At 73.4% G+C, this 19,266-nt stretch carries 15 protein-coding genes; all 15 read right to left on the reverse strand.

Annotation, left to right across the window (positions count from 1 at the left end):
* Nucleotides 1–4: 4 nt before the first annotated feature.
* From ACJ6WD_RS16965 to asnB, 15 genes are read right to left on the reverse strand one after another with little or no spacing between them, the layout of a single operon-like run.
* Nucleotides 5–556, reverse strand: coding sequence for a dTDP-4-dehydrorhamnose 3,5-epimerase family protein (locus ACJ6WD_RS16965; protein ID WP_331249301.1), 552 nt, complete (start codon nt 554–556; stop codon nt 5–7).
* 11 nt (nt 557–567) lie between these two features.
* On the reverse strand, nt 568–1,800 hold the full coding sequence (locus tag ACJ6WD_RS16970; RefSeq protein WP_331249300.1) for a polysaccharide pyruvyl transferase family protein: 1,233 nt from the start codon (nt 1,798–1,800) through the stop codon (nt 568–570).
* Complete coding sequence (locus tag ACJ6WD_RS16975; RefSeq protein ID WP_407616068.1) at nt 1,797–2,744, reverse strand: glycosyltransferase family 2 protein; 948 nt, start codon at nt 2,742–2,744, stop codon at nt 1,797–1,799. The genes ACJ6WD_RS16970 and ACJ6WD_RS16975 overlap by 4 nt, the downstream gene beginning before the upstream one ends.
* Nucleotides 2,741–4,051 (reverse strand): hypothetical protein, encoded by a 1,311-nt coding sequence (locus ACJ6WD_RS16980; RefSeq protein ID WP_407616156.1) that lies wholly within the window; start codon nt 4,049–4,051, stop codon nt 2,741–2,743. The genes ACJ6WD_RS16975 and ACJ6WD_RS16980 overlap by 4 nt, the downstream gene beginning before the upstream one ends.
* 5 nt (nt 4,052–4,056) lie before the next feature.
* A complete protein-coding gene (locus tag ACJ6WD_RS16985) occupies nt 4,057–5,331 on the reverse strand; it encodes a DUF4910 domain-containing protein (RefSeq protein WP_407616069.1) in 1,275 nt (424 codons plus the stop codon).
* The gene (locus ACJ6WD_RS16990) at nt 5,328–6,353 is read right to left on the reverse strand and encodes an NAD-dependent epimerase/dehydratase family protein (protein ID WP_407616070.1); all 1,026 of its coding nucleotides are present in this window, start codon (nt 6,351–6,353) and stop codon (nt 5,328–5,330) included. Before ACJ6WD_RS16990 ends, ACJ6WD_RS16985 begins: the two co-directional genes overlap by 4 nt.
* A 3-nt stretch (nt 6,354–6,356) precedes the next feature.
* Nucleotides 6,357–7,004: a PIG-L deacetylase family protein gene (locus ACJ6WD_RS16995; protein ID WP_233659979.1), complete on the reverse strand. Its 648-nt coding sequence runs from the start codon at nt 7,002–7,004 to the stop codon at nt 6,357–6,359.
* Nucleotides 7,001–7,828, reverse strand: a complete 828-nt coding sequence (locus ACJ6WD_RS17000; RefSeq protein ID WP_233659978.1) for a glucose-1-phosphate cytidylyltransferase — start codon at nt 7,826–7,828, stop codon at nt 7,001–7,003. The genes ACJ6WD_RS16995 and ACJ6WD_RS17000 overlap by 4 nt, the downstream gene beginning before the upstream one ends.
* A gap of 13 nt (nt 7,829–7,841) precedes the next feature.
* Complete coding sequence (locus ACJ6WD_RS17005; protein ID WP_331249298.1) at nt 7,842–9,077, reverse strand: class I SAM-dependent methyltransferase; 1,236 nt, start codon at nt 9,075–9,077, stop codon at nt 7,842–7,844.
* Nucleotides 9,074–10,315, reverse strand: coding sequence for a glycosyltransferase (locus tag ACJ6WD_RS17010; protein WP_407616071.1), 1,242 nt, complete (start codon nt 10,313–10,315; stop codon nt 9,074–9,076). Before ACJ6WD_RS17010 ends, ACJ6WD_RS17005 begins: the two co-directional genes overlap by 4 nt.
* A 2-nt stretch (nt 10,316–10,317) precedes the next feature.
* Nucleotides 10,318–11,622, reverse strand: a complete 1,305-nt coding sequence (locus tag ACJ6WD_RS17015; protein ID WP_407616072.1) for an O-antigen ligase domain-containing protein — start codon at nt 11,620–11,622, stop codon at nt 10,318–10,320.
* A gap of 1 nt (nt 11,623) precedes the next feature.
* Complete coding sequence (locus ACJ6WD_RS17020) at nt 11,624–13,162, reverse strand: right-handed parallel beta-helix repeat-containing protein (RefSeq protein WP_407616073.1); 1,539 nt, start codon at nt 13,160–13,162, stop codon at nt 11,624–11,626.
* 8 nt (nt 13,163–13,170) lie between these two features.
* Entirely contained in the window at nt 13,171–15,126 is a 1,956-nt protein-coding gene (locus ACJ6WD_RS17025) for an alginate lyase family protein (protein ID WP_407616074.1), read from the reverse strand.
* Nucleotides 15,123–17,300, reverse strand: a complete 2,178-nt coding sequence (locus ACJ6WD_RS17030) for a bi-domain-containing oxidoreductase (protein ID WP_331249293.1) — start codon at nt 17,298–17,300, stop codon at nt 15,123–15,125. The genes ACJ6WD_RS17025 and ACJ6WD_RS17030 overlap by 4 nt, the downstream gene beginning before the upstream one ends.
* Nucleotides 17,301–17,329: 29 nt before the next feature.
* Complete coding sequence (gene asnB / locus ACJ6WD_RS17035; RefSeq protein WP_407616075.1) at nt 17,330–19,264, reverse strand: asparagine synthase (glutamine-hydrolyzing); 1,935 nt, start codon at nt 19,262–19,264, stop codon at nt 17,330–17,332.
* Between the last annotated feature and the right edge of the window lie 2 nt (nt 19,265–19,266).

Consider the following 19,266-nt stretch of genomic DNA (forward strand, 5'->3'; position numbering starts at 1 on the left):
GACCTCAACTCTCTTTTCTTTCAAGGGCCTTGGCGAGGCTCGGCGCCTCCCGGTCCCGCTGGGACATCGACGTGACCGGCAGCGGCCACGGAATGCCGAGCTCCGGATCGTCGAAGGCGATCGTCACGTCCTCGGCCGGATCGTGCGGACGGTCGATCCGGTACGAGGTGTCGGCGGTCTCGGTCAGCGCCTGGAAGCCGTGCGCGCACCCCGCCGGCACGTACACGCTCGCCTGCGTCTCGCCGGACAGCTCGAAGCAGGCCAGGCCCAGGTAGGTCGGCGAGTCCGGCCGCAGGTCCACGACGACGTCGAAGATCCCCCCGTACGAGCAGCGCACCAGTTTGGCCTCGCCGGCGCCCGAGCGCAGGTGCAGGCCGCGCAGCACGCCCCGGGCCGAACGGGACACGCTGTCCTGGACGAAGGCGTGCGGGTCGAGGCCCACCGAGCGGAGCACGTCGGCGTCGAAGGTGCGGCAGAAGAAGCCGCGTTCGTCGGCGTACGGCGTCGGCTCGAACAGGTAGGCGCCGGCGATCGCCGGGACTTCGGTCGCTTTCATGCCGGGCGCGTTCATGGAGCCTCCCGCAGGGCGTGGGCGTGATGGGCCGCAGGGAACAGGGCCGTGGTCAAGTCGGCGAACTGGCAGTCGAGTTGCCGGGCGGCGGCCAGGTTCCGCTCGACGAGGGTCCGCCGCAGCCCCGCCGCGTCCCTCTCCAGGGCCCGGAACTGCTCCAGCAGCCGGTCGGCGTCGACCTCGCGGGCCGGGTGGCGGTACGCGCCGAGGCCCATCCGGGCCATGAGCGCGTCGCTCTTGGCCGCGTAGCTGAGGGCGAGCGTCGGCGTGCCGACCTTCAGCGCGCAGATCAGGTTGTGGTAGCGGATCGCCACCACGCTGTCGGCGGCCGCCGTCTCCGCCATCAGGTCGGCGAGCGAGGACGTCGTGGCGGCGGTGACCAGGGGGGAGTCGACCGCGTCGAGGATCGCGGCGACCACCGGCGCGTCGCACGCGTCGCCGGTGAGCAGCCGGACCGGTCTGCCGTCCTCGACCAGCGCGCGGACGAACCGCGTCGTCCCGTCGAGGTAGCGGCGGTGGATCTCCTCGGCCCGGGCCCGGTCGTCGTCGCTGCCGTGGAAGGCCATCACGCCGACGCACACCAGGCCCGGCGGGCCCGCCGGGCCGCCCGCCCGGGGCGTCGGCAGGGAGAACGCGAGGTCCGGGAAGACCGCGTCGTCCCTGGTGTCCACGCCCATCGCCCGCATCGCGTCGCGGGACTGGGCGTCCCGGTACGAGCGGTACGCGGCCAGCCGCGCCGACCAGCGCACCAGGGCCCGGGTCGACCGGTTGCCGATCGCGGCGGCGCCGACGCCGACCAGCGCCACCGGGGTGCGGAGCAGCCGGCCGGACGCGCAGAGCAGGAACAGCGCGTACGGGAAGCCCCACGGCCGCAGCGGCAGCGTGGCCTCCAGGACGCCCATGCCTGGCACGATCACCACGTCGTGCCGGCGGACCCACGCGGCGGTGCGGAAGGCGTCGACGAGCTTGCCCAGTCCCTTCGCCGCGATCGCACCGGCACGGGACGCGGTCCGGTACTCCCCGCGGTACCAGTGCAGCCGCGTGGCGGGAATCCCGTACCGCGACGTGACGACCTCGGGCCCGCCGCACAGCGCGTCCACGACCGCGTCCGGGTGCGCGGCGCGGAGGTAGCCGAGCACGGCCTCCAGCGACCCGTCGTTGCCGAGGTTGCCGGAGCCGAGCAGACCGAACACCCCGACGCGGACCGGAGTGGCGTGCGTGGGCGTCATGGCCGCCTCCCCTCACGGCCGGCCACGAGGGCGTCGACCGAGACGCCGAGGTGGGCCGGGTCGACCGGGGTGCGGTCCTCGACCCGCTCGCCGGTGCCCGGCCGGACCCGGCTGGTCATCCACGCGGCCAGGTGGCGGTGGCACGCGCGCCGGTCGGCCGGGGACAGCGGCGCCCGCCGGATCGCCGCGGCGAAGCCCCAGACGTACTCGGCGAGGAGACGGGGCGTCGGGTGCAGCGGGCCCGCCCGGCGCGGGTCCAGGTTGACGCACCGGGCGCGCTTGGAGGGGTTCGCCCGCTCGGCGCGGGTGGGGTGGTCGCGGCGGAAGTACAGCAGCTCCGGCACCTGGTGGAAGGGGCCGTGCAGGGTGAGCTCGGCGACGAACGTGCGGTCCGCGTGGTGGTAGCTGTCGAGCGGCTTCACCCGGCGCAGCACGTCGGCCCGCAGCACCCCGTAGAAGTCGTCGCCGCCCGGCTCGAACAGCAGGCTGCGGAAGCGCTCCGGCGGGTGCGGGGAGTCGGTGGCGAGCCCGTACTCGTACGGGACCTTCACCTGGCCGTCGCCGTCGATGACGGCCTGGCCGGTGTGCGCGAGGATCACGTCCGGCCGCTCGTCCAGCGCCTCCACGCAGCGCCGCAGCAGGTCACGGCCGTACAGGTCGTCGTGCGAGGCCCACTTGAACAGCTCGCCGCGGCACTCGACGAACACCCGGTTGTGGTTCGGTGTCGCGCCGATGTTCCGGGACAGCCGGAGGTAGCGGATGCGTGCGTCCCGCGCCGCGTACGCGCGGCAGATGTCCTGCGTGCCGTCGGTCGAGGCGTTGTCGGAGACGACCAGTTCGAAGTCCTCGTAGGTCTGGCCCAGCAGGGCCTCGAACGACTCGGCCAGGTACTCCTCGCCGTTGTACACGGGCAGGCCGATGCTCAGCCTCGGTCGGGCGGTCATGGGGTCCTCACTTCGGGGGTGGGGGAGTGGTGGCGCTCGCGCAGGGCGGACCGCAGTTGCAGCCACCACACGGCCGAGCCGCTGACGGTCGCGGCGGCGACGCCCCAGGCCGAGCCGACGGTGCCGGCGGCCACCGCCCCGCCGAGCCCGCCACCGACGTAACAGGCGGAGGCGAACAGCTGGCAGCGCAGGCTGCGTCGGGCCGCGGCGAGCGCGCGCAACCCGGCCGCCGCGCCGGTGCCGAGACCGGCGCCCGCGACACCGAGCGTGATCGGCACGATGAGCTGCGCGGCGGAGGGCCACACGCCGCCGAGCACCAGGACGCCGAGCCGGCCCGGTACCAGCAGCAGCGCCCCGCCCCAGCACAGCGCCGCTGCGGCCTGCCCGCCGCCCAGCAGGAGGCAGAACGGGCCCAGTCGGTGCGGAGCCTGCCGCAGCACCCGTGCCGCCTCCGGGACGGTGACCAGCGAAAGTCCCATCAGCACCGCGAGGAACGGGCCGAGGAGCAGCTCGGCGCCCCGGACCGCACCCACCGCGCCGACCCCGACGATCGCGCCGAGCCCGTAGGCCCGGAGCTGGCTCGCACCGCTCAGGGCGACGTTCTCGACCAGGTACCGATAGCCCAAGTCGCGCTGCTCGCGCAGCCACCCGCCCGCCAGGGACGTCCGGGGCCGGATACCGGACTGGAGGCAGCCGTACCCCGCCGCCACCGCGGCGGACGCGCCCCAGGCGAGCACGAAGGCGGCCACGCTGCCCACGTGGGTCGCCACCACCATGGCCGGGACGAGCGCGACGCCGCACACGACGTCGTTGACGAACGCCTTGCGCCCGGTGCCGGCGGCGAAGAACGCGAACCGCCAGGCGTCCTGTAGCAGCAGCGCCGGCAGCACGACGCCGAGGCAGGCGAACGCGGGCCCCACGCGGCCGCCGAGGGCGAGCCCGACCACCAGGCACGCCGCGCCGAGGGCGGTGCCGAGGCCGAGCGCGGTACCCGAGGACCGGGCCACCGCCGCGCGCCAGGACGCCGCCGGCACACTGCTGAAGCGCACCACGAGCGGGTCGGTGGCCAGCCCGCGGGAGACGTTGAGCACCACGCCGTAGGTCACCCAGGCCAGGCTGAACACGCCGAACGCGGCCACCCCCAGCGAGCGGGCCACGTAGACCCCCACCACGAAGTTGGAGATGCTGGAGGCCGCCTGGTCGGCCAGTCCCCAGGACAGTCGGCCGACCATGGCCCGTTTGGCGGTCCGCCGGGCCCGTCCGGCCGGGGACACCGGTGCCGTCTTCTGCTCGCCCTCGGTGGGCATCGGCGTCATGCCTTGATCAGCCCGGCGCCGAGCAGGGCGTCCGCGGCGGCGGCGACGGTGTCGAAGGGCAGCCCGGACCGCTCGGCGACGTCCAGCAGACTGTGCTCGCCGTCGGAGAGGTTGAGCACCCAGAGCATGGCCAGCTGGGCCTGCTTGGTGTCGCTGCGGCCGCCGAGCGCGTCGTACAACCCGCGCCGGCCCAGCTGCGGTTCGCCGTAGGGGCTGAGGTTGCGGTACCGCCGGTTGCGGTCCAGCACGGCGCACGCCTCCCGGCAGACGGCGAGGGTGTCCGCCATCGCCGCCGGGGAGACGAAGTCCGGGTTGTCCGCGGAGGTGTGGTACTCGGGGTAGGCGGCGTACGGGGTGCGGGTGAGCGAGCCCACGCCGAGGTCGAATCCGGGTGAGCAGTACTGCCGCTCGTCGTAGCCGTACGGCGTGAACTCGACCACGCGGTGCGGGCGTTCGGAGGCGGCGAGCACGTGCCGCAGCACCCGGTCGATCTCCGCGTCGCCCTGCCTGCTCTGCTTGTACGTCAGGTGGCCCGGGTCGCCGGCGCAGGCCAGCACCAGGCCGTGCTTGACCTGGTCGATCCGCTGTGCGTTGCGGGCCAGCCAGGTGATCGCCCCGATGGTGCCGGGCGCGTAGACGAACCGGTAGGTGTGGTAAGGCGTCTGCTCGGCCAGTGCCCTGGCCAGGAACGTGGCCACCGCGATGCCGGCCAGGTTGTCGTTGGCCAACGACGGGTGGCAGACATGGCAGGAGACGATCACCTCGTCGGGGACCCGGCCGCGGACCACGTGCTCGGCGTAGGTGAGGTGGCCGTCCGCGAGGGTGGAGTCGACGCACACCTCGTACGCGCCGTCCGGCAGCGCGTCCAGGGTCTCCTGGGCCAGGCAGAACCCCCAGTCCGGTGTGTAGTAGCTGGTGCGGTACGGCACCCAACTCGGGTGTTCCGGCAGGGTGTGCAGGTGTCCGCGCAGCTCGGACAGCGGCATGGTCGCCGACACCGGCACGCTGTAGCCGAGCACGTGGAGGCTGGACGCGGCGAAGTCGACGACCCGCTTGCCGGTGGCGTCGGCGATGTACGCGTCCCGGATGTTCCACTCCTGCGGCACCGTCCAGTCGAGCACCCGCGTCCCGGTCGGCACCTCGTGGACCGTGAGCGGGAGATACTCGCCGACGATGTCCAGGGTGTCGCGCACACCGTCCCCGGTGATGCTCCGGCACAGCGGGTACAGCCGCTCCACCAGCGCGTGCATCTGTGCGCCGAGCCCGGTCATCGGCGCCGCCGCAGGGTGTCGTCGACCGCGCCGGCCTCGGACGCCGCGCGCAGCACGGCGAGCCGGGTGAAGCGTCGCGCGAAGTCCTCCTCGGTGAGGCCGTGCTTGCGGTAGGCGTCGGCGAGTTCGAGCGCGCCCCGCTTGACCGTCCACGCGCAGTCGAAGCCGGGGATCGCGGCGCGGAACCGGGAGAAGTCCACCCGGTACGACCGCGGATCGGCGCCGTTCTCGCCGGTGATCCTCACCTGCGAGCCGGGCACCGCCTCGGCGACCTGCGCGGCGATCTCGGCGACCGTGACGTTGTTGGCCTCGCTGCCGATGTTGAACGCCCGGTCGTGCACCGCTTCTTGGGGCGCGGCCAGCGCGGCCGCGAAGGCCCCGGCGATGTCGGCGGCGTGCACCAGCGGGCGCCAGGGGGTGCCGTCGGAGAGCACCCGCACCTCGCCGGACAGCAGCGCGTGGCCCACCAGGTTGTTCAGCACGATGTCGGCGCGCAGCCGGGGCGAGTAGCCGAACGCGGTGGCGTTGCGCAGGTACACCGGGCTGAAGTCGCCGTCGGCCAGCGCGTGCAGGTCGTCCTCCACCTTCACCTTGGACTCCGCGTACGGCGTCACCGGGCGCAGCGGGGCGTCCTCGGCGACCAACTCGTCCCCGCCGGCGGCGCCGTAGACCGAGCACGTCGACGCGTACAGGAACCGCCGCACCCCGGCGTCGCGGGCCAGTCGCGCCAGGCGCACGGACGCGTGGTGGTTGATGTCGTAGGTGAGCTCCGGCGCCAGCGAGCCCAACGGGTCGTTGGAGAGCGCGGCCAGGTGGATCACCGCGTCCACCCCGGCCACGTGTGCGGCCGTGACGTCACGCAGGTCCACCCGGTGTCCCGCGGGGTCCGCGGGCGGCGGGCCGAGGACGCAGTCGGCGAACAGGCCGGCGTCCAGGCCGACGACGTCGTGTCCGGCGGCCGTGAGGACCGGGGCCATCACGGTGCCCAGGTAGCCCTGGTGTCCGGTGAGCAGTACGCGCAAGGTTCATTCCCCCAGGTCGAGAGTGAGTTTGGTGACGGCGAACGCCTCGGCGTAGCGCGCGTGGCATTCGACGCCGCGGATCCGGGCGAGCCCGAGGAAGGACTCCCGGTCGTACCAGGGCCGGTGCCGCTGCGAGGGGTAGTGCTCCTGCAGCAGCCGCACCTTCTCCTCGGCGGTCTCCGGCGACAGCGGTTGGTACGCCGCCATCCGGCCGAGGTCGCCGTCCCACTTGACGATCTCGTAGCCGAGTACGAGGTGGTCGCGGAACGCGGTGGGCACCAGCTGCGCCAGGCCGCGGTGGTCCTGGTGCGCGTCGTCGGTGCGCGGGGCCAGCACGAGGTCCGGCTCGGTCCGCGCGCGCAGCTCCTCGACCGCGGCCTTGGCCTCGTCCCAGTGCACGGGCAGTCGGCCGTCCGGCAACTTGTCGACGGTCAGGTGCAGTTCGGCGCCCGGGCAGAAGGCGGTGAGCGCGGCCTGTTCCTCCTGCTCCCGTTCGCTGCCGCCGCCGGAGAGCACCAGTGCGTCGATGCGGAGGCCCGGCCGCGCGCGGCACAGCGCGAGCAGCGTGCCGCCGGCGCCGATGGCGATGTCGTCGCAGTGCGCGCCCACCGCGACGATCCGGTCCAGGCGCTCCGCCCCGAGCCGGATCACGCCCGCGCTCCGGCGCAGGCCCTGCTGCCGGCCGCGTCGGCCCCCGCGCCGCCCCGTTCCCACACGGCCCACGGGCGGTCGCCCCGGGCGTGGGCGGCGTCGAGCGCGGCCCGCTCCTTCACGGTGTCGGTCGGCTTCCAGAAGCCGCGGTGCCGGTGCGCCACCAACCGCCCCCGCTTGGCGAGTTGGGCGCACCCGTCGGCGACCAGATCCCCGTTCTCGGGTATGTGGTCGAAGACCTCCTGGCGGAGCACGAAGTAGCCGCCGTTCTCCCACAGCGGCAGTTCGCTCACCGCGGTGATGCCCCCGACCAGGCCGTCCTCGGCCAGATCGACGCAGTGGAACGAGGACTGCGGGGGCACCACCATCATCGACGCACCGGCGTCGCGCCGGGCGAAGTTGTCGATCATCTCCGGCAGCGGGGCGTCGGTGAGGACGTCCGCGTAGTTGGCGAGGAACATCTCGTCGCCGTCCAGGTGGTGCCGCACCCGGCGCAGCCGCTCCCCGATCGGCGACTCGACGCCGGTCTGCGCGAACGTGATCGTCCAGTCGGCGATGTCGGTGGACAGCAGCTCGGTCCGCCCGCCCCGCAGTACGAAGTCGTTGGACGTCGTCTCCTCGTAGTGGAGGAAGAAGTCCTTGATGTGGTGCGCCCCGTAGCCCAGGCACAGGATGAACTCCCGGTGCCCGAAGTGCGCGTAGTAGCGCATGACGTGCCAGATCAGCGGCCTGGGGCCGACCATCGCCATCGGCTTGGGCACGTCGTCTGCGGCGCCGCTGCGCATCCGCATCCCGTAGCCGCCGCAGAACAGGACGACCTTCATGCTGTGACCTCTTTCACGACGTGACCTCGACGATGCTCAGTTCCGGGATGGGGAAGACCAGCCGGCCGCCCCAGGCGTGCACGAAGGACAACTGCTCGACCAGTTCGTCCCGCAGGTTCCACGGGAGGACGAGGACGTAGTCCGGTCGGTCGGCGGCGATCTGCTCGGGCGGCAGGATCGGGATGCGGGTGCCCGGGGTGAACCTGCCGTGCTTGTACGGGTTGCGGTCGACGGTGTACGGGAGCAGGTCCGGGCGGATGCCGCAGTGGTTGAGCAGGGTGTTGCCCTTGCCCGGCGCGCCGTAGCCGACGACCGTCTCGCCGCGTTCGGCCGCCCCGATGAGGAACGTCAGGAGGTCCCGGCGGACCTTGGCCACGCGACCGGAGAACTCGGTGTAGCCGGACAGCTCCCGCAGCCCGGCGGCCTTCTCCCGGGCCAGCACGTCGGCCACCTGCCGACTCGGCTCGCCGGCCACCTCGGCCGGCCGGGCCCACAGCCGGATGGAGCCGCCGTGCGTGGGCAGCAACTCGACGTCCACGAGCGCGAGTCCGCCGCTCGCCAGCGCCCGGATCGCGGAGCCGACCGTGTAGTACTGGAAGTGCTCGTGGTAGATCGTGTCGTACTGGTTCTCCTCGATCAGGGTCAGCAGGTGCTGCACCTCTATCGAGACCCACCCGTCGTCGGCGACCAGGGCGCGCAGTCCCCGGGTGAACCCCACGACGTCGGGGATGTGCGCGTACACGTTGTTGGCCACGACCAGGTCCGCCGGGCCGTGCTCGGCGCGGACGGCCGAGCCGGTGTCCGGGGACAGGAACTCCGTGCGCGTGGGCACCCCCGCGTCCCGGGCCGCGGCACCGACGTTCACCGACGGCTCGATGCCCAGGCAGCGGATCCCCCGGTCCACGATGTGCCGCAGCAGGTACCCGTCGTTGCTCGCGACCTCGACCACGAAGGAGTCGGGGCCGAGAGCCAGCCGCCGCACGGCATCGGCGACGAACGTGCGCGCGTGCTCCACCCAGGAGGACGAGTAGGAGGAGAAGTACGCGTACTGGGTGAACGTCTCCTCCGGCGTGATCAGCGGCGGGATCTGCGCCAGCCAGCAGTCGGCGCAGACCCGCAGGTGCAGCGGGTACGTCGGCTCCACCGTGTCCAGTTGGTCCGCGGCGAGGAAGCTCTCGCACGGTGGCGTCGCCCCAAGGTCGACGACGCTCGCCAGCGCTTCCGAGCCGCAGAGTCGGCATCGTGTCATCTACTGTCCCCATCCCCCCTGCTCGCGCGGGTCTCCCCGCCGCGAGTCGGTGCCGACCGCCCCGCGATCGCGGTGCGGTACTCCTCCAGCAGGCGCTCCAGCCCGACGGCCGGGCTGAAGCCCCGTTCGTAGCGGAGCCGGGCCGCCCGGCCCAGCTCCCGGTTGCGGGCCGGCTCGGTCGCGATCCGGCGCATGCACGCCGCGAGCGAGGCGACCTCGCCCGGCCGGTGCAGCAGCCCGCTCACCCCGTCCTCGACGAGTTCGACGAAGGCGCCGTGACCGGCGGCGACGGTCGGCACCCCCGCCGCCATCGCCTCGACGACCACCAGGCCGAACGCCTCCAGCCACGTCGAGGGAGCCACCACGGCGACCGAGCGCGCGAGGGCCCGCTGGCACTCCGCCGTGTCGTACAGACCGACGTAGCGCACGTCGTCCCGGGCCGCCGCCCAGGCGGTCACCTCCCGCTCCAGCGGCCCCGTGCCGGCGATCACGAGCGGCACGCCCACCCCGCCGCCCGCCGCGAGCTCGTCCCACGCGGCCATGAGCAGCCGCACGCCCTTGGCCTCCGCGAGCCGCCCGAGATAGAGCAGGTGCTCGCCGGCGCCCGTTCGGCGGACGTCCGGTTCGGGCACGAAGTTGTGCTTCACCGCCAGCCGTTCGGCCGGCATGCCGGCCCGCACCAGGACGTCGCGCTGCGCCGCGGAGATGCAGAAGAACCGCTCCACACCGGACCGCCAGCGCCGCCGGTTGACCGACAGGCTGACCGCGAGCGGCACCGTCGCGAGCCGGGAGCCCCGGTAGCAGCCGTGCCGGACGGCGGGCAGCGGCGCCGCCCCGACGCACTCGGTGCACTGCCGGCCGTCCCGCTGCAACGTGCCGGGCGGGCAGACCTGCGTGTAGTTGTGCAGCGTGGCGACGGCGGGCACGCCGGCGTCGGCGCAGGCGGCCAGCACCGCCGGCGACAGGAGCGGGAAGACGTTGTGGACGTGCACCACGTCCGGCCGTTCGGTGCGCAACCGGGCGGTGAGTTCCGCGCGGACCGCCGGGTTCCACGGCACCAGCAGCGGCACCGCGGCCTTGCCGGGCAGGGACCGGGCGGCGATGTCGTCGCTGCGCCGCTCGAACAGCTCGACCCGGTGGCCGGCCGCGCGCAGCAGCGCCGCCTCCTGGTCGACGACCTTGTTCTCCCCGCTCGGCTGCGCCGAGGCGTAGCGGTTGTGCACCACGAGGACGTGCATGGTCAGGACACCTCCGATCTGTGGGCCCGTCGCGGGACGCGGCGTCGGGGAACTTCGGGCGCGGGGACGGGCGTGGTCGCGGCGGGCGTCGCCAGCAGCGCGGCGGCGAGGGCCAGATGCAGCAGGTACGGCGAGGCGTCGCCAAGCCCGGCCTCGGTGTACGACGCGATGGCGCAGTAGCTGATCAGGAAGATCGCGCAGGCCCTCGGCAGCGACGGCGGCCGCAGCAGCGCGACGCCGCCCAGCACGAGGAGGAGCGCCGCCACCAGGGCGATGCCGATCAGACCCTGCTCGTTGTAGACGGCCAGCCAGCTGTTGTCGATCGGCAGCCCGCCGAACGACTTGTCGCCCAGGCCCACGCCGAACAGCTGCTCCGAGGTCGACCGGGGCGCCGCCAGCAGCGCGTCCCAGACCTTGGCGCGTCCGGTGAGGCTGGAGAAGTTCTCCTGGCTCTGTCCGCGCAGGAACCACGCCTCCAGCACGGAACCGAGCGCCACCGCGGCCACCGCGGCGCACAGCACCGCCCAGGTGAAGAACCGGCGGGCGGCGGCGCTGGTCAGCAGGAGCGAGCCGATCGCCAACGCCAGCCCGAGGACCATCCCGAGCGTGGCCGTCCGGGTGTGGGTCAACGCGAGCAGGACCAGCGACGGCACGATGACCGCCGCCGCGCCGGCCCGGTCGGTCCGGCGGCCCAGTACCAGCAGCACGGTGAGCCCGACGATCACCGCGGCGTACTGCCCGATCTGCGGCGGGGTGAGCGGCCACAGCGCGCCGACGAGGCGCCCGCCGTAGAGGTCGGGGAGGGCCGCGCCCGGTGAGACGACCAGGCCGGCGGCCACCGATCCGAGCACCGCGAAGTACGTCCGGACGTGGTGCCGGACGAACGTCGGGCCGTCGTCCCACCAGCGACTGAGCAGCCACAGCGTGCCGACGAAGAGGGCCAGCCTGGTGCAGCGGAACAGCGCGCCGAACCCGGACTCCAGGCGGGCGCTGGAGATCACACTCGTCACCAGCAGCAGCGTGAGCAGGGACAGGAAGGCGCTGGGGCGCACCCGCAGTCGGCGGTTGAGGACGAGCGCCAGCACGAACGCGGCGACCAGCGCGCCCATGGTGACCACCTGGATCAGGGAGCGGGGCAGCGGGATGACGGTCTTCGCCCCGGCGGAGCCGAGCGTGTTGAGGACCAGCAACGCCCAGACGATCCCGACGGCCTTCGGCGTGCCGGCGGGGCGCGTTGCCGCGCCGGGCCGGGTGCCCGCCGTGTCCGGTCCGCCCGGCGGCCCACCGGGCGTCAGGTCCCCGCCCATCTCAACCACCGGCCTGCGGGGCGAGGATGCTGCCGGCGTCCTGCTGGTACGGCGTGCCCTGCCACTGCCCGGCGTCGAGGACCCGGCTGGGATCGTGGGCGACGAACTTCCACGGTCCGACGTAGACGTTGTCGTGCCAGCGGTTGTGCTGCCGGCTGGTGATCGCCTCGGCCACCCCGTCGCCCTGGTACGGCGACCAGTCCGGGTAGGTCCCGTAGTTGGCCAGCACCGCCATGCGGTCGCACTTCGCCGTGCACGTGACGACGGACGGGTCCAGCACGAAGCGGTTGGCGTGGATGTCCACCCGCTGGGTCTTCCACCGGCAGTCGGCGTAGAGCGGTGCGCTGGCGATCGCCGGCTCCGCGCAGCGGGCGGTGTCCCGCACCAGCAAGGTGCAGGCACTGGACGAGGTGTTGGCCGGGCTGTTGCAGAACCGGTCGGCGTTCTCCCACAGGGTGATGCCGTTCCAGTTGTTCTCCAGCACGTTCCGGTAGATCTCGATCTTGTCGATGCGCGCCCGGATCCGTGGTTCGCCACCGGATTCGGACAGGTAGACGGTCGCGAACGGGAAGTCGTCGCCGCGGTCGGCGGCCCGACGGCCCTCGACCCAGTTGTTCCGCCGGATCGTGTTGTTCCGGATGACCGCGTTGTAGCTGGTCTCGTAGATCAGGGCGGCGCCGTCGTTGGCCTCGATCACGTTGTCCTCGATGCGGAAGTCGTTGTTGTTGGTGTCCGCCCACACCCCCGTTCCGCGGTTGTCGTGCACCCAGTTGCCGCGTACCTCGGCGCCGTTGACGGCCCAGAACTTCACCCCTCCGGTGCAGCCGCACCCCGGCCGGCGCCGTTCCCAGTCACCGGTGTTGTTGCCCGCGATCTCGTTGCCCTCGACCACCAGGTCGGTGACCCGGCCGCGGGCCGTGTACGCGTTCAGGCCGTACTGCCCGTTGTCGCGCAGGCAGCTGGCGCGGACCCGCTGGTGGTCGCCGGCCATCAGCCCGGCCCCCGAGTTGTTCCGGAGCGTGGCGTGCTCGATCACCCATCCGTCGGCCGAGTCGTGGTTGACCACGCCCTCGTTCTGCGGCGCGACGAAACGCTGCACGGTCAAAAAGCGGAGGGTGACGTCGCGGGCGCCGCCGCCGAACGCGTACTGGTTCTCCTCCCGGCCGTCGAGCACCGCGCCCGGCGCACCCAGGTAGCGGTCCCCTTCCTTGGGGATGACCTGGGCGTAGCGGTCCGGGGCGAGCCGGTGCGTGCCGGGGCGGAGCCAGAACGTGGTGTGCGGGGGATTGTCCTTGGTCTTCGCCGCCAGGTCGCCGACCACCGCGGGATCGACCGTCACCGCGCCCGCCGGCGCCTTCGTCGGCCCGGCCGCGGGCGCGGCGCACACCCGGGCCACGGACGTGGACGAGGCCCCGGACGCGACGGGCGCAGCGGTCGCCTTCGGCCGGGCGCCTTGCGCGCCCTCGCAGCCGGTCGCCGCCAGCAGGGCCAGCGCCAGTGGTGCCGCCGCCCACGCCCAGTGCCGCCTCTCGCTCCCCACGCGCCCCCCTAGCCGCGGAACCTGAGCACGGTGGTGAAGCCCTCCGCGCCGTCGGCGAAGCCGGTGCCGACCAGGGTGGTGGCGGGTTCCTTGCGCCCGAAGCCGGCGGAGTACCAGCCCAGCGGCGGAGCGGTCTCGCCGCGGTGTGCCCGCCAGCGCAGCTGCCCGGGCAGGTCGAGCACCGCGGAGCGGTCCTCGCCGTCCCGGGTCCAGGTGAGCACCGCCCGGTCGTCCACCAGGTCCGCGACGATCGCCGGACCGAGGTGGAACGCGAGGCGCACCGCGGCCCGGCGCCGGCCGCGCACCTCGTCGACGATCCTCAACTCCCGCCGCGCAGAAGTCAGTTCCACGCTTCGGCGGTGCACCCGGCCCTCGTATCCGTCGTGCTCGGCACACCAGCGGGCCACGCCCTCGTCGGACGGGTCCGCGCCCAGGACGCGGCTGCGGGCATGCCGGGTCCACAGGAACGGGCCGCCGGACCCGGACTGGTCACCACCGTCCAGTTGCAGGGTGTTGTGGCCGAGGGTCGAGCGGAAGTACCGCCGCCACTCGGGCTGCCCGTGGTAGCAGAACGTCCCCGGGTCGGCGAGCACATCGACCCCGTCGTGCCGCACCTCCACGGACAGCGCGTCCGCGTGGGCGTGCGCGGCGATCGACAGGAAACCGTGCGGACCGCCGTCGCAGCGGCACCAGATCCCCGTCGGGCCGCGCAGGACGGTCATCCCGGCGTCGGCGAAGTGCGCCGGCCGGCTCGCCGGGCGGGCCACGTCCCGCACGTCGGGTGCGATCAGCGCGGCCAGCAACGGGGTGCGCACATCGGTGCCCGTCACCGTCGGCCACCAGGCGAGCCGGCCGAACACGGCGTCGCCGGTCGCCAGCAGCGAGGCCCAGCGGTCGGTGCCCGCGCCGTCGACGACCAGACCGTGCCCGTCGTCCGCGTCGCCCTGGCGCGGCGGCCGCAGCCGGTCGTCGACGACGGCCGCGAGCGCGTCGGTCATCCGCAGCAGCACCAGCCGGACGGTCGCGGGCACCGGCACGCCGGCGGCGTCCGCCTCGGCGAGCGCGGCCAGGCCGAGTTCCAGCACGAGTCCGTGGTACTCGGTGGCCAGTTCGCGGTTGAGGCCGGAACCGAAGGTGTTGTTCCGCAGGTGCCGCTCCAGCGACCGCAGCGCGTCCGCACGCCAGCGCGCCGAGGCGGGGAACCACCCGAACGCGCAGGCCGCGGCGAACTGCCCGGCGGCCTCGGCGATGACGTGGTTGTTCGCCGAGGACCCCCGGCTGGGGAAGGCGGCCAGCCAACGCTGGTGGTGCCAGATCTGGTTCACCGCCACCGGGTTGTCCTCGAACAGCCCGGCCGCGCCCGGCCAGCCGTCGAGCAGCCGGCGGATCCACACCCAGGACAGCAGCCGGATGCCCAGTTCGATGCCGCTGATCCAGTGCACGCCGCGCAGCGGCGGGTTGGCCGCCCACCACGACCGCAGGTGCGCGGCCACGCGCTCCGCGTACCGCTCGTCCCCGGTGACCGCGTGGGCGGCGGCGAGCACGGTGAGGTACTGGTGCCGGGACAGCTCCCAGATCTGCTTGATGTCGCCGACCGCGTCCTCGCTCCGGTACGGCACGTCGAAGGCGTAGCCCGACGGGGCCCGGCGCCCGGTCTTCGGATCGGCCCACCAGTCCGGGTCGGCCAGGTCCTCGCGGACCACCCCGAAGTACGTCACGTGCCCGTCCATCAGCCGGTCCGCTTCGGCGACGAGCCGTTTCGCGGCGTCCGGAGGTACCGCGGAGAGCGCCCCGGCGGGCAGCACCGCGGTGAACCGGGTGCCGGTCACGCGCGGGCAGTGCGGCCGCGCCGACCGCCACCGCCGCCTGCGCACCGCGTCGCCCACCCGGCCGCCGATTTCGGCCGGCGCCATCCGGGACAGCCGCCGCAGGTACCAGCCCGGACTCCCCGAGATCACGGTCATCGCGCCCTCGCCAACGTCACCGGCGCGCCGCCGACCAGGCCGGCCCGCACGGCGAGGGTGGCCGTCGTGGTGGCGACCAGCGACTCCAGCGGCACCGGCATCGGCCCGCCGGTCCGCACGGCCTTGACGAACGCGGCCAGTTCGGCGTTCTGGCCCTTGTCCCGGGCCTTGGGCAGCCGGGAACTGACCCACTTCTCGGGGCCGTGCACCGAGGCCCGGACGAAGTCGTCGAGCCGCAGCACCTTGCCGTCCGCGACCAGGTCCAGCGTCTCCTTGGGGAAGCCGGGCGCGCCGGTGGTGACGTAGCTGAGGGTGGCGAGGGACCCGTCCGGGTAGCGCAGCACGACCTGGAGGTCCTCGTTGCCGGACGGGGCGACGGCGTACACCGAGACCGGGTCGGCCCCGAGCAGCCAGCTCGCCGTGTCGATGAAGTGCCCGCCCTCGCCCTCGAACCGCGAGCCCTCGGTGCCCTGTTGGAGGTACCAGCTGCCGTGCTGGAGGCGGCCCGCGTTGACCAGGTAGCGCAGGCTCGCCGGGCCGGTCCGGGTGCCGAACCGCCGCTTGGCCTCGGTCAGCAGCGGCGCGAACCGCCGGTTGAACCCCACCTGCAACCGGTCGTTGCCGGACTCCGCCACCGCCGCGAGCACGCCGGCCAGCTCGTCCTCGGTGAGGGCCAGGGGCTTCTCGACGAACACCGTCTTGCCGGCCAGCAGCGCCTGCCGGGTCAGTTCGGCGTGCGAGCTGTGCCGGGTGACGACGAACACCGCGTCGATGGCCTCGTCGCCGAGCACCGCGTCGAGGTCGGTGGTCGCCTCGGCGAAGCCGAACGTGCGCTGCGCGTTGGCCGCGGACAGCGCCGTCGTGGTGACGACGGCCGACAGCTCGACGCCGTCGCGCCCGGCCAGGTGCGGCAGCAGCATCGACGTCGCGTAGTTCCCCGCGCCGACGAACGCCAGGCGCACCGGCGTCGTGGCGCTCCGGGCCGGACTCCGCCGCACCTGCACCGCCGGCACGGCCACCGCCGGGGCCTCCACTTCGCCGGCGCCCGGGTGTTCGGGGTACCGGAACAGTACGGCCACGGCCTTCAGAGCGCCGTCCTCCAGGCGCCGGTACGTCTCGACGGCGTCGTCGAAGGCGGCGACGTGCGAGACCAGCGGCTCCACGTCGACGCGGCCGCGGGCGACGAGGTCGAGGAAGCAGGCCAGGTTGCGGCGCTCGGTCCAGCGCACGTAGCCGATCGGGTAGTCCCGCCCCTGGAGCTCGTACTCCGGGTCGTAGCGCCCGGGGCCGTAACTGCGGGAGAACCGGACGTCGAGTTCCTTCTCGTAGTACGCGTTCCACGGCAGGTCCAGGCGGCACTTGCCGATGTCGACGACCCGGCCGCGGTCCCGGCACAGCCGGGCGGCCAGCTCGACGGGTTGGTTGCTGCCGCCGCCGGCGGCCAGGTACACCTGGTCCACGCCGTGGCCGTCGGTGAGTTCGGCGACGGCGGCCTCCATGGCCGCGGACGCGGGATCGCCGCAGGCCGCGGCGCCCAGGCGCTCGGCCAGCTCGCAGCGCGCCGGGTCGGGGTCGACGCCGACGACGCGGACTCCCGAGGCGCCGAGGAGTTGCACCACCAACTGGCCGATCAGGCCGAGGCCGATGACCAGCGCCACGTCGCCGAGCTGCGGCTCGCCGCGGCGCACGCCCTGCATCGCGATCGACCCGACGGTGCCGAAGGCGGCGTGCCGCGGCGCGAGGCCGTCCGGCACCGGGGCGTAGAGGTTCCTCGGCACCCAGTTCAGCTCGGCGTGCAACGCGTGCTCGTTGCCGGCGCAGGCCACGAAGTCGCCGACCTTCACGTCGTCGATGCCGGTGCCGACCTGCTCGACCACCCCGCACAGCGAGTAGCCCAGCGGTGTGTAGGAGTCCAGCTTGCCCATCACCTTGCGGTAGGTGGCGGGCACCCCGTTGGTCGCCACGCTCTGCATGACCTTCGCCACCTGGTCCGGCCGCGAGCGGGCCTTGCCCAGCATCGACATGCCGGCCTCGGACACCTTCATCAGCTCGGTCCCGGTGGAGATCAGCGAGTAGGCGCTGCGGACCAGCACGCCGCCCGGCTTGCACCCCGGTACCGGCACGTCGAGCACCGCCAGCTCGCCGCTCTTGTAGTTCTGCACAACCTGTTTCACCCGAAGTCCCCTTGTTCCTCAGCCGTCTTCTACGCCGTTGTGCGCGCGCTCGGGCCGGACCCGGAGGTCGCGCCGCGATACCAGTGTTCGAGGGTCAGCACGTGCCACAGATGCTTGGAGTAGTCCCGCTGTCCGGCGGCGTCCTCGGCGACCATGCGCGCCAGGGCGTCGCGGCGCAGCAGCCCGGAGGTGACGAGCACGCCGTCGTGCACCACCTCGCGCACCAGCGGCGCCAGGTCCCGGCTCATCCAGGCGCGCAGCGGGGCGCTGAACAGGCCCTTGGGCCGGTAGACGATCTCCCGCGGCAGGATCGAGGTGGCCGCCTCCTTGAGGACGGCCTTGCCCTGCCGCCCGACGATCTTGCGGTCGCCGGGCACCGCGAACGCCGCCCTGACCACCTCGACGTCCACGTACGGCACCCGCACCTCCGTCGACGCGGCCATGCTCGACCGGTCGGTGTACGCGAGGTTCAGGCCCGGCAGGAACATCCGGGCGTCGCCCAGGCACATGCGGTTGACGAAGTCGTCGAGGTCGTTGTCCTGATAGACGTCCGCGTGTTCGGCGAGCACGTCCTGGACCGTCCCGGCCAGGTCCGGATCGAGCAGGGCGAGCAACTCGTCCCGGTCGTACATCGTGTAGCTGCGCCGGAACGCGGTCTCCTCCGGCAGTTCGGCGAAGGAGAGGAACCGCTTGGCGAAGCGCACGGACCGGTACCCCCGGCGGGCCGTGGCGACCGGCAGCCGGTCCACGGCCCGGGACAGGCCGCGCCGCAGCGGGCGCGGGACGCGCTGGTAGCGCAGTGCGAGCAGGTTGGCCAGGTGCTTGCGGTACCCGGCGAACAGCTCGTCGGCACCCATCCCCGAGAGCATCACCTTGACCCCGGCCTCCCGGGCGGCCGAGCAGATCAGGAACGTGTTGATCGCGGCGGGGTCGCCGATCGGCTCGTCCAGGTGGTACGTCATCTGCGGCAGCAGGTCGAGCACGTTCGGAGCGATCTCGATCTCGTGCAGGTCGACGCCGAACCGCTCGGCCACCTGCCGGGCGTGGCGCAGGTCGTCCGGCATCGCCTCGAACCTGGCGTCCTCGGCGCGGAACCCGATCGTGTAGGCGGAGATCCCGGGCCGGTCGCGGGCCGCCAGCGCGGTCAGGTAACTGGAGTCGAGGCCACCGGAGAGGAAGGTCGCCACGGGCACGTCGGAGCGCAGGTGACGCCGGGTCGACTCCTCGACGACGGCCGCGACGTCCGGCAGTTCGCCGGCCCGGGCCCGTTCCCGGCCCTCGGCGGCGACGTCCCGCAGGTGCCAGAACCGGCCGCGCTCCACCCGGCCGTCGGGCCGGCACCTCAGCCAACTCCCCGGCGGCAGCTTCTCCGCCTCGCGGAACGCGCACCGCGAATCCGGCACCCAGTAGTAGAGGAGCGACGCCACCAGCGCCGCGTGGTCCACCTCCAGCGAGCCGCCGGTCGCCGCGGCGAGCGCCTTGAGCTCGGAGGCGAACGCCAGGCCCGCACCGCGCCGCAGCAGGAACAGCGGCTTGATGCCCAACTGGTCCCGGGCGAGCACCAGTTCACCGGTCCACTCGTCGAAGATCCCGAACGCGAACATGCCGCGCAGCCGGGGCAGACAGTCGGTGCCCCAGCGCCGCCAGGCTTCCAACAGCACCTCGGTGTCGGAGGTGCCGCGGAAGCGCACCCCGGCGGACGCCAGCTCGGCACGCAGCTCGGGCGCGTTGTACAACTCGCCGTTGTACGTCAGGGCGAGGCCGCCCGAGACCATCGGCTGGGCGCCGGTCCCGGACAGGTCGATGATCGCCAACCGGCGGTGTCCGAGGGACACTTCGCCGTCACCGACCGGGTGGTCATACCGGCCCGCCCCGTCCGGACCGCGGTGGGCGAGGGTGTCGGTGAGCCGGTCGGTGACGACCTTCCCGTCCGGCCATCGGTACGTCCCTGCGATGCCACACATGT

It is taken from the genome of Streptomyces sp. VTCC 41912 (genome assembly GCF_045799175.1).
In the GTDB taxonomy this organism is placed as follows: Bacteria; Actinomycetota; Actinomycetes; order Streptomycetales; family Streptomycetaceae; genus Streptomyces; species Streptomyces albulus_C.

Coding starts and splice junctions, on each gene's coding strand:
- ACJ6WD_RS17025 (WP_407616074.1), bottom strand. CDS start 15,126: ATGACCGTGATCTCGGGGAGTCCGGGCTGGTACCTGCGGCGGCTGTCC.
- ACJ6WD_RS17000 (WP_233659978.1), bottom strand. CDS start 7,828: ATGAAGGTCGTCCTGTTCTGCGGCGGCTACGGGATGCGGATGCGCAGC.
- ACJ6WD_RS17005 (WP_331249298.1), bottom strand. CDS start 9,077: ATGACACGATGCCGACTCTGCGGCTCGGAAGCGCTGGCGAGCGTCGTC.
- ACJ6WD_RS16985 (WP_407616069.1), bottom strand. CDS start 5,331: ATGACCGGGCTCGGCGCACAGATGCACGCGCTGGTGGAGCGGCTGTAC.
- asnB (WP_407616075.1), bottom strand. CDS start 19,264: ATGTGTGGCATCGCAGGGACGTACCGATGGCCGGACGGGAAGGTCGTC.
- ACJ6WD_RS16965 (WP_331249301.1), bottom strand. CDS start 556: ATGAAAGCGACCGAAGTCCCGGCGATCGCCGGCGCCTACCTGTTCGAG.
- ACJ6WD_RS16970 (WP_331249300.1), bottom strand. CDS start 1,800: ATGACGCCCACGCACGCCACTCCGGTCCGCGTCGGGGTGTTCGGTCTG.
- ACJ6WD_RS17010 (WP_407616071.1), bottom strand. CDS start 10,315: ATGCACGTCCTCGTGGTGCACAACCGCTACGCCTCGGCGCAGCCGAGC.
- ACJ6WD_RS16980 (WP_407616156.1), bottom strand. CDS start 4,051: ATGCCCACCGAGGGCGAGCAGAAGACGGCACCGGTGTCCCCGGCCGGA.
- ACJ6WD_RS17015 (WP_407616072.1), bottom strand. CDS start 11,622: ATGGGCGGGGACCTGACGCCCGGTGGGCCGCCGGGCGGACCGGACACG.
- ACJ6WD_RS16975 (WP_407616068.1), bottom strand. CDS start 2,744: ATGACCGCCCGACCGAGGCTGAGCATCGGCCTGCCCGTGTACAACGGC.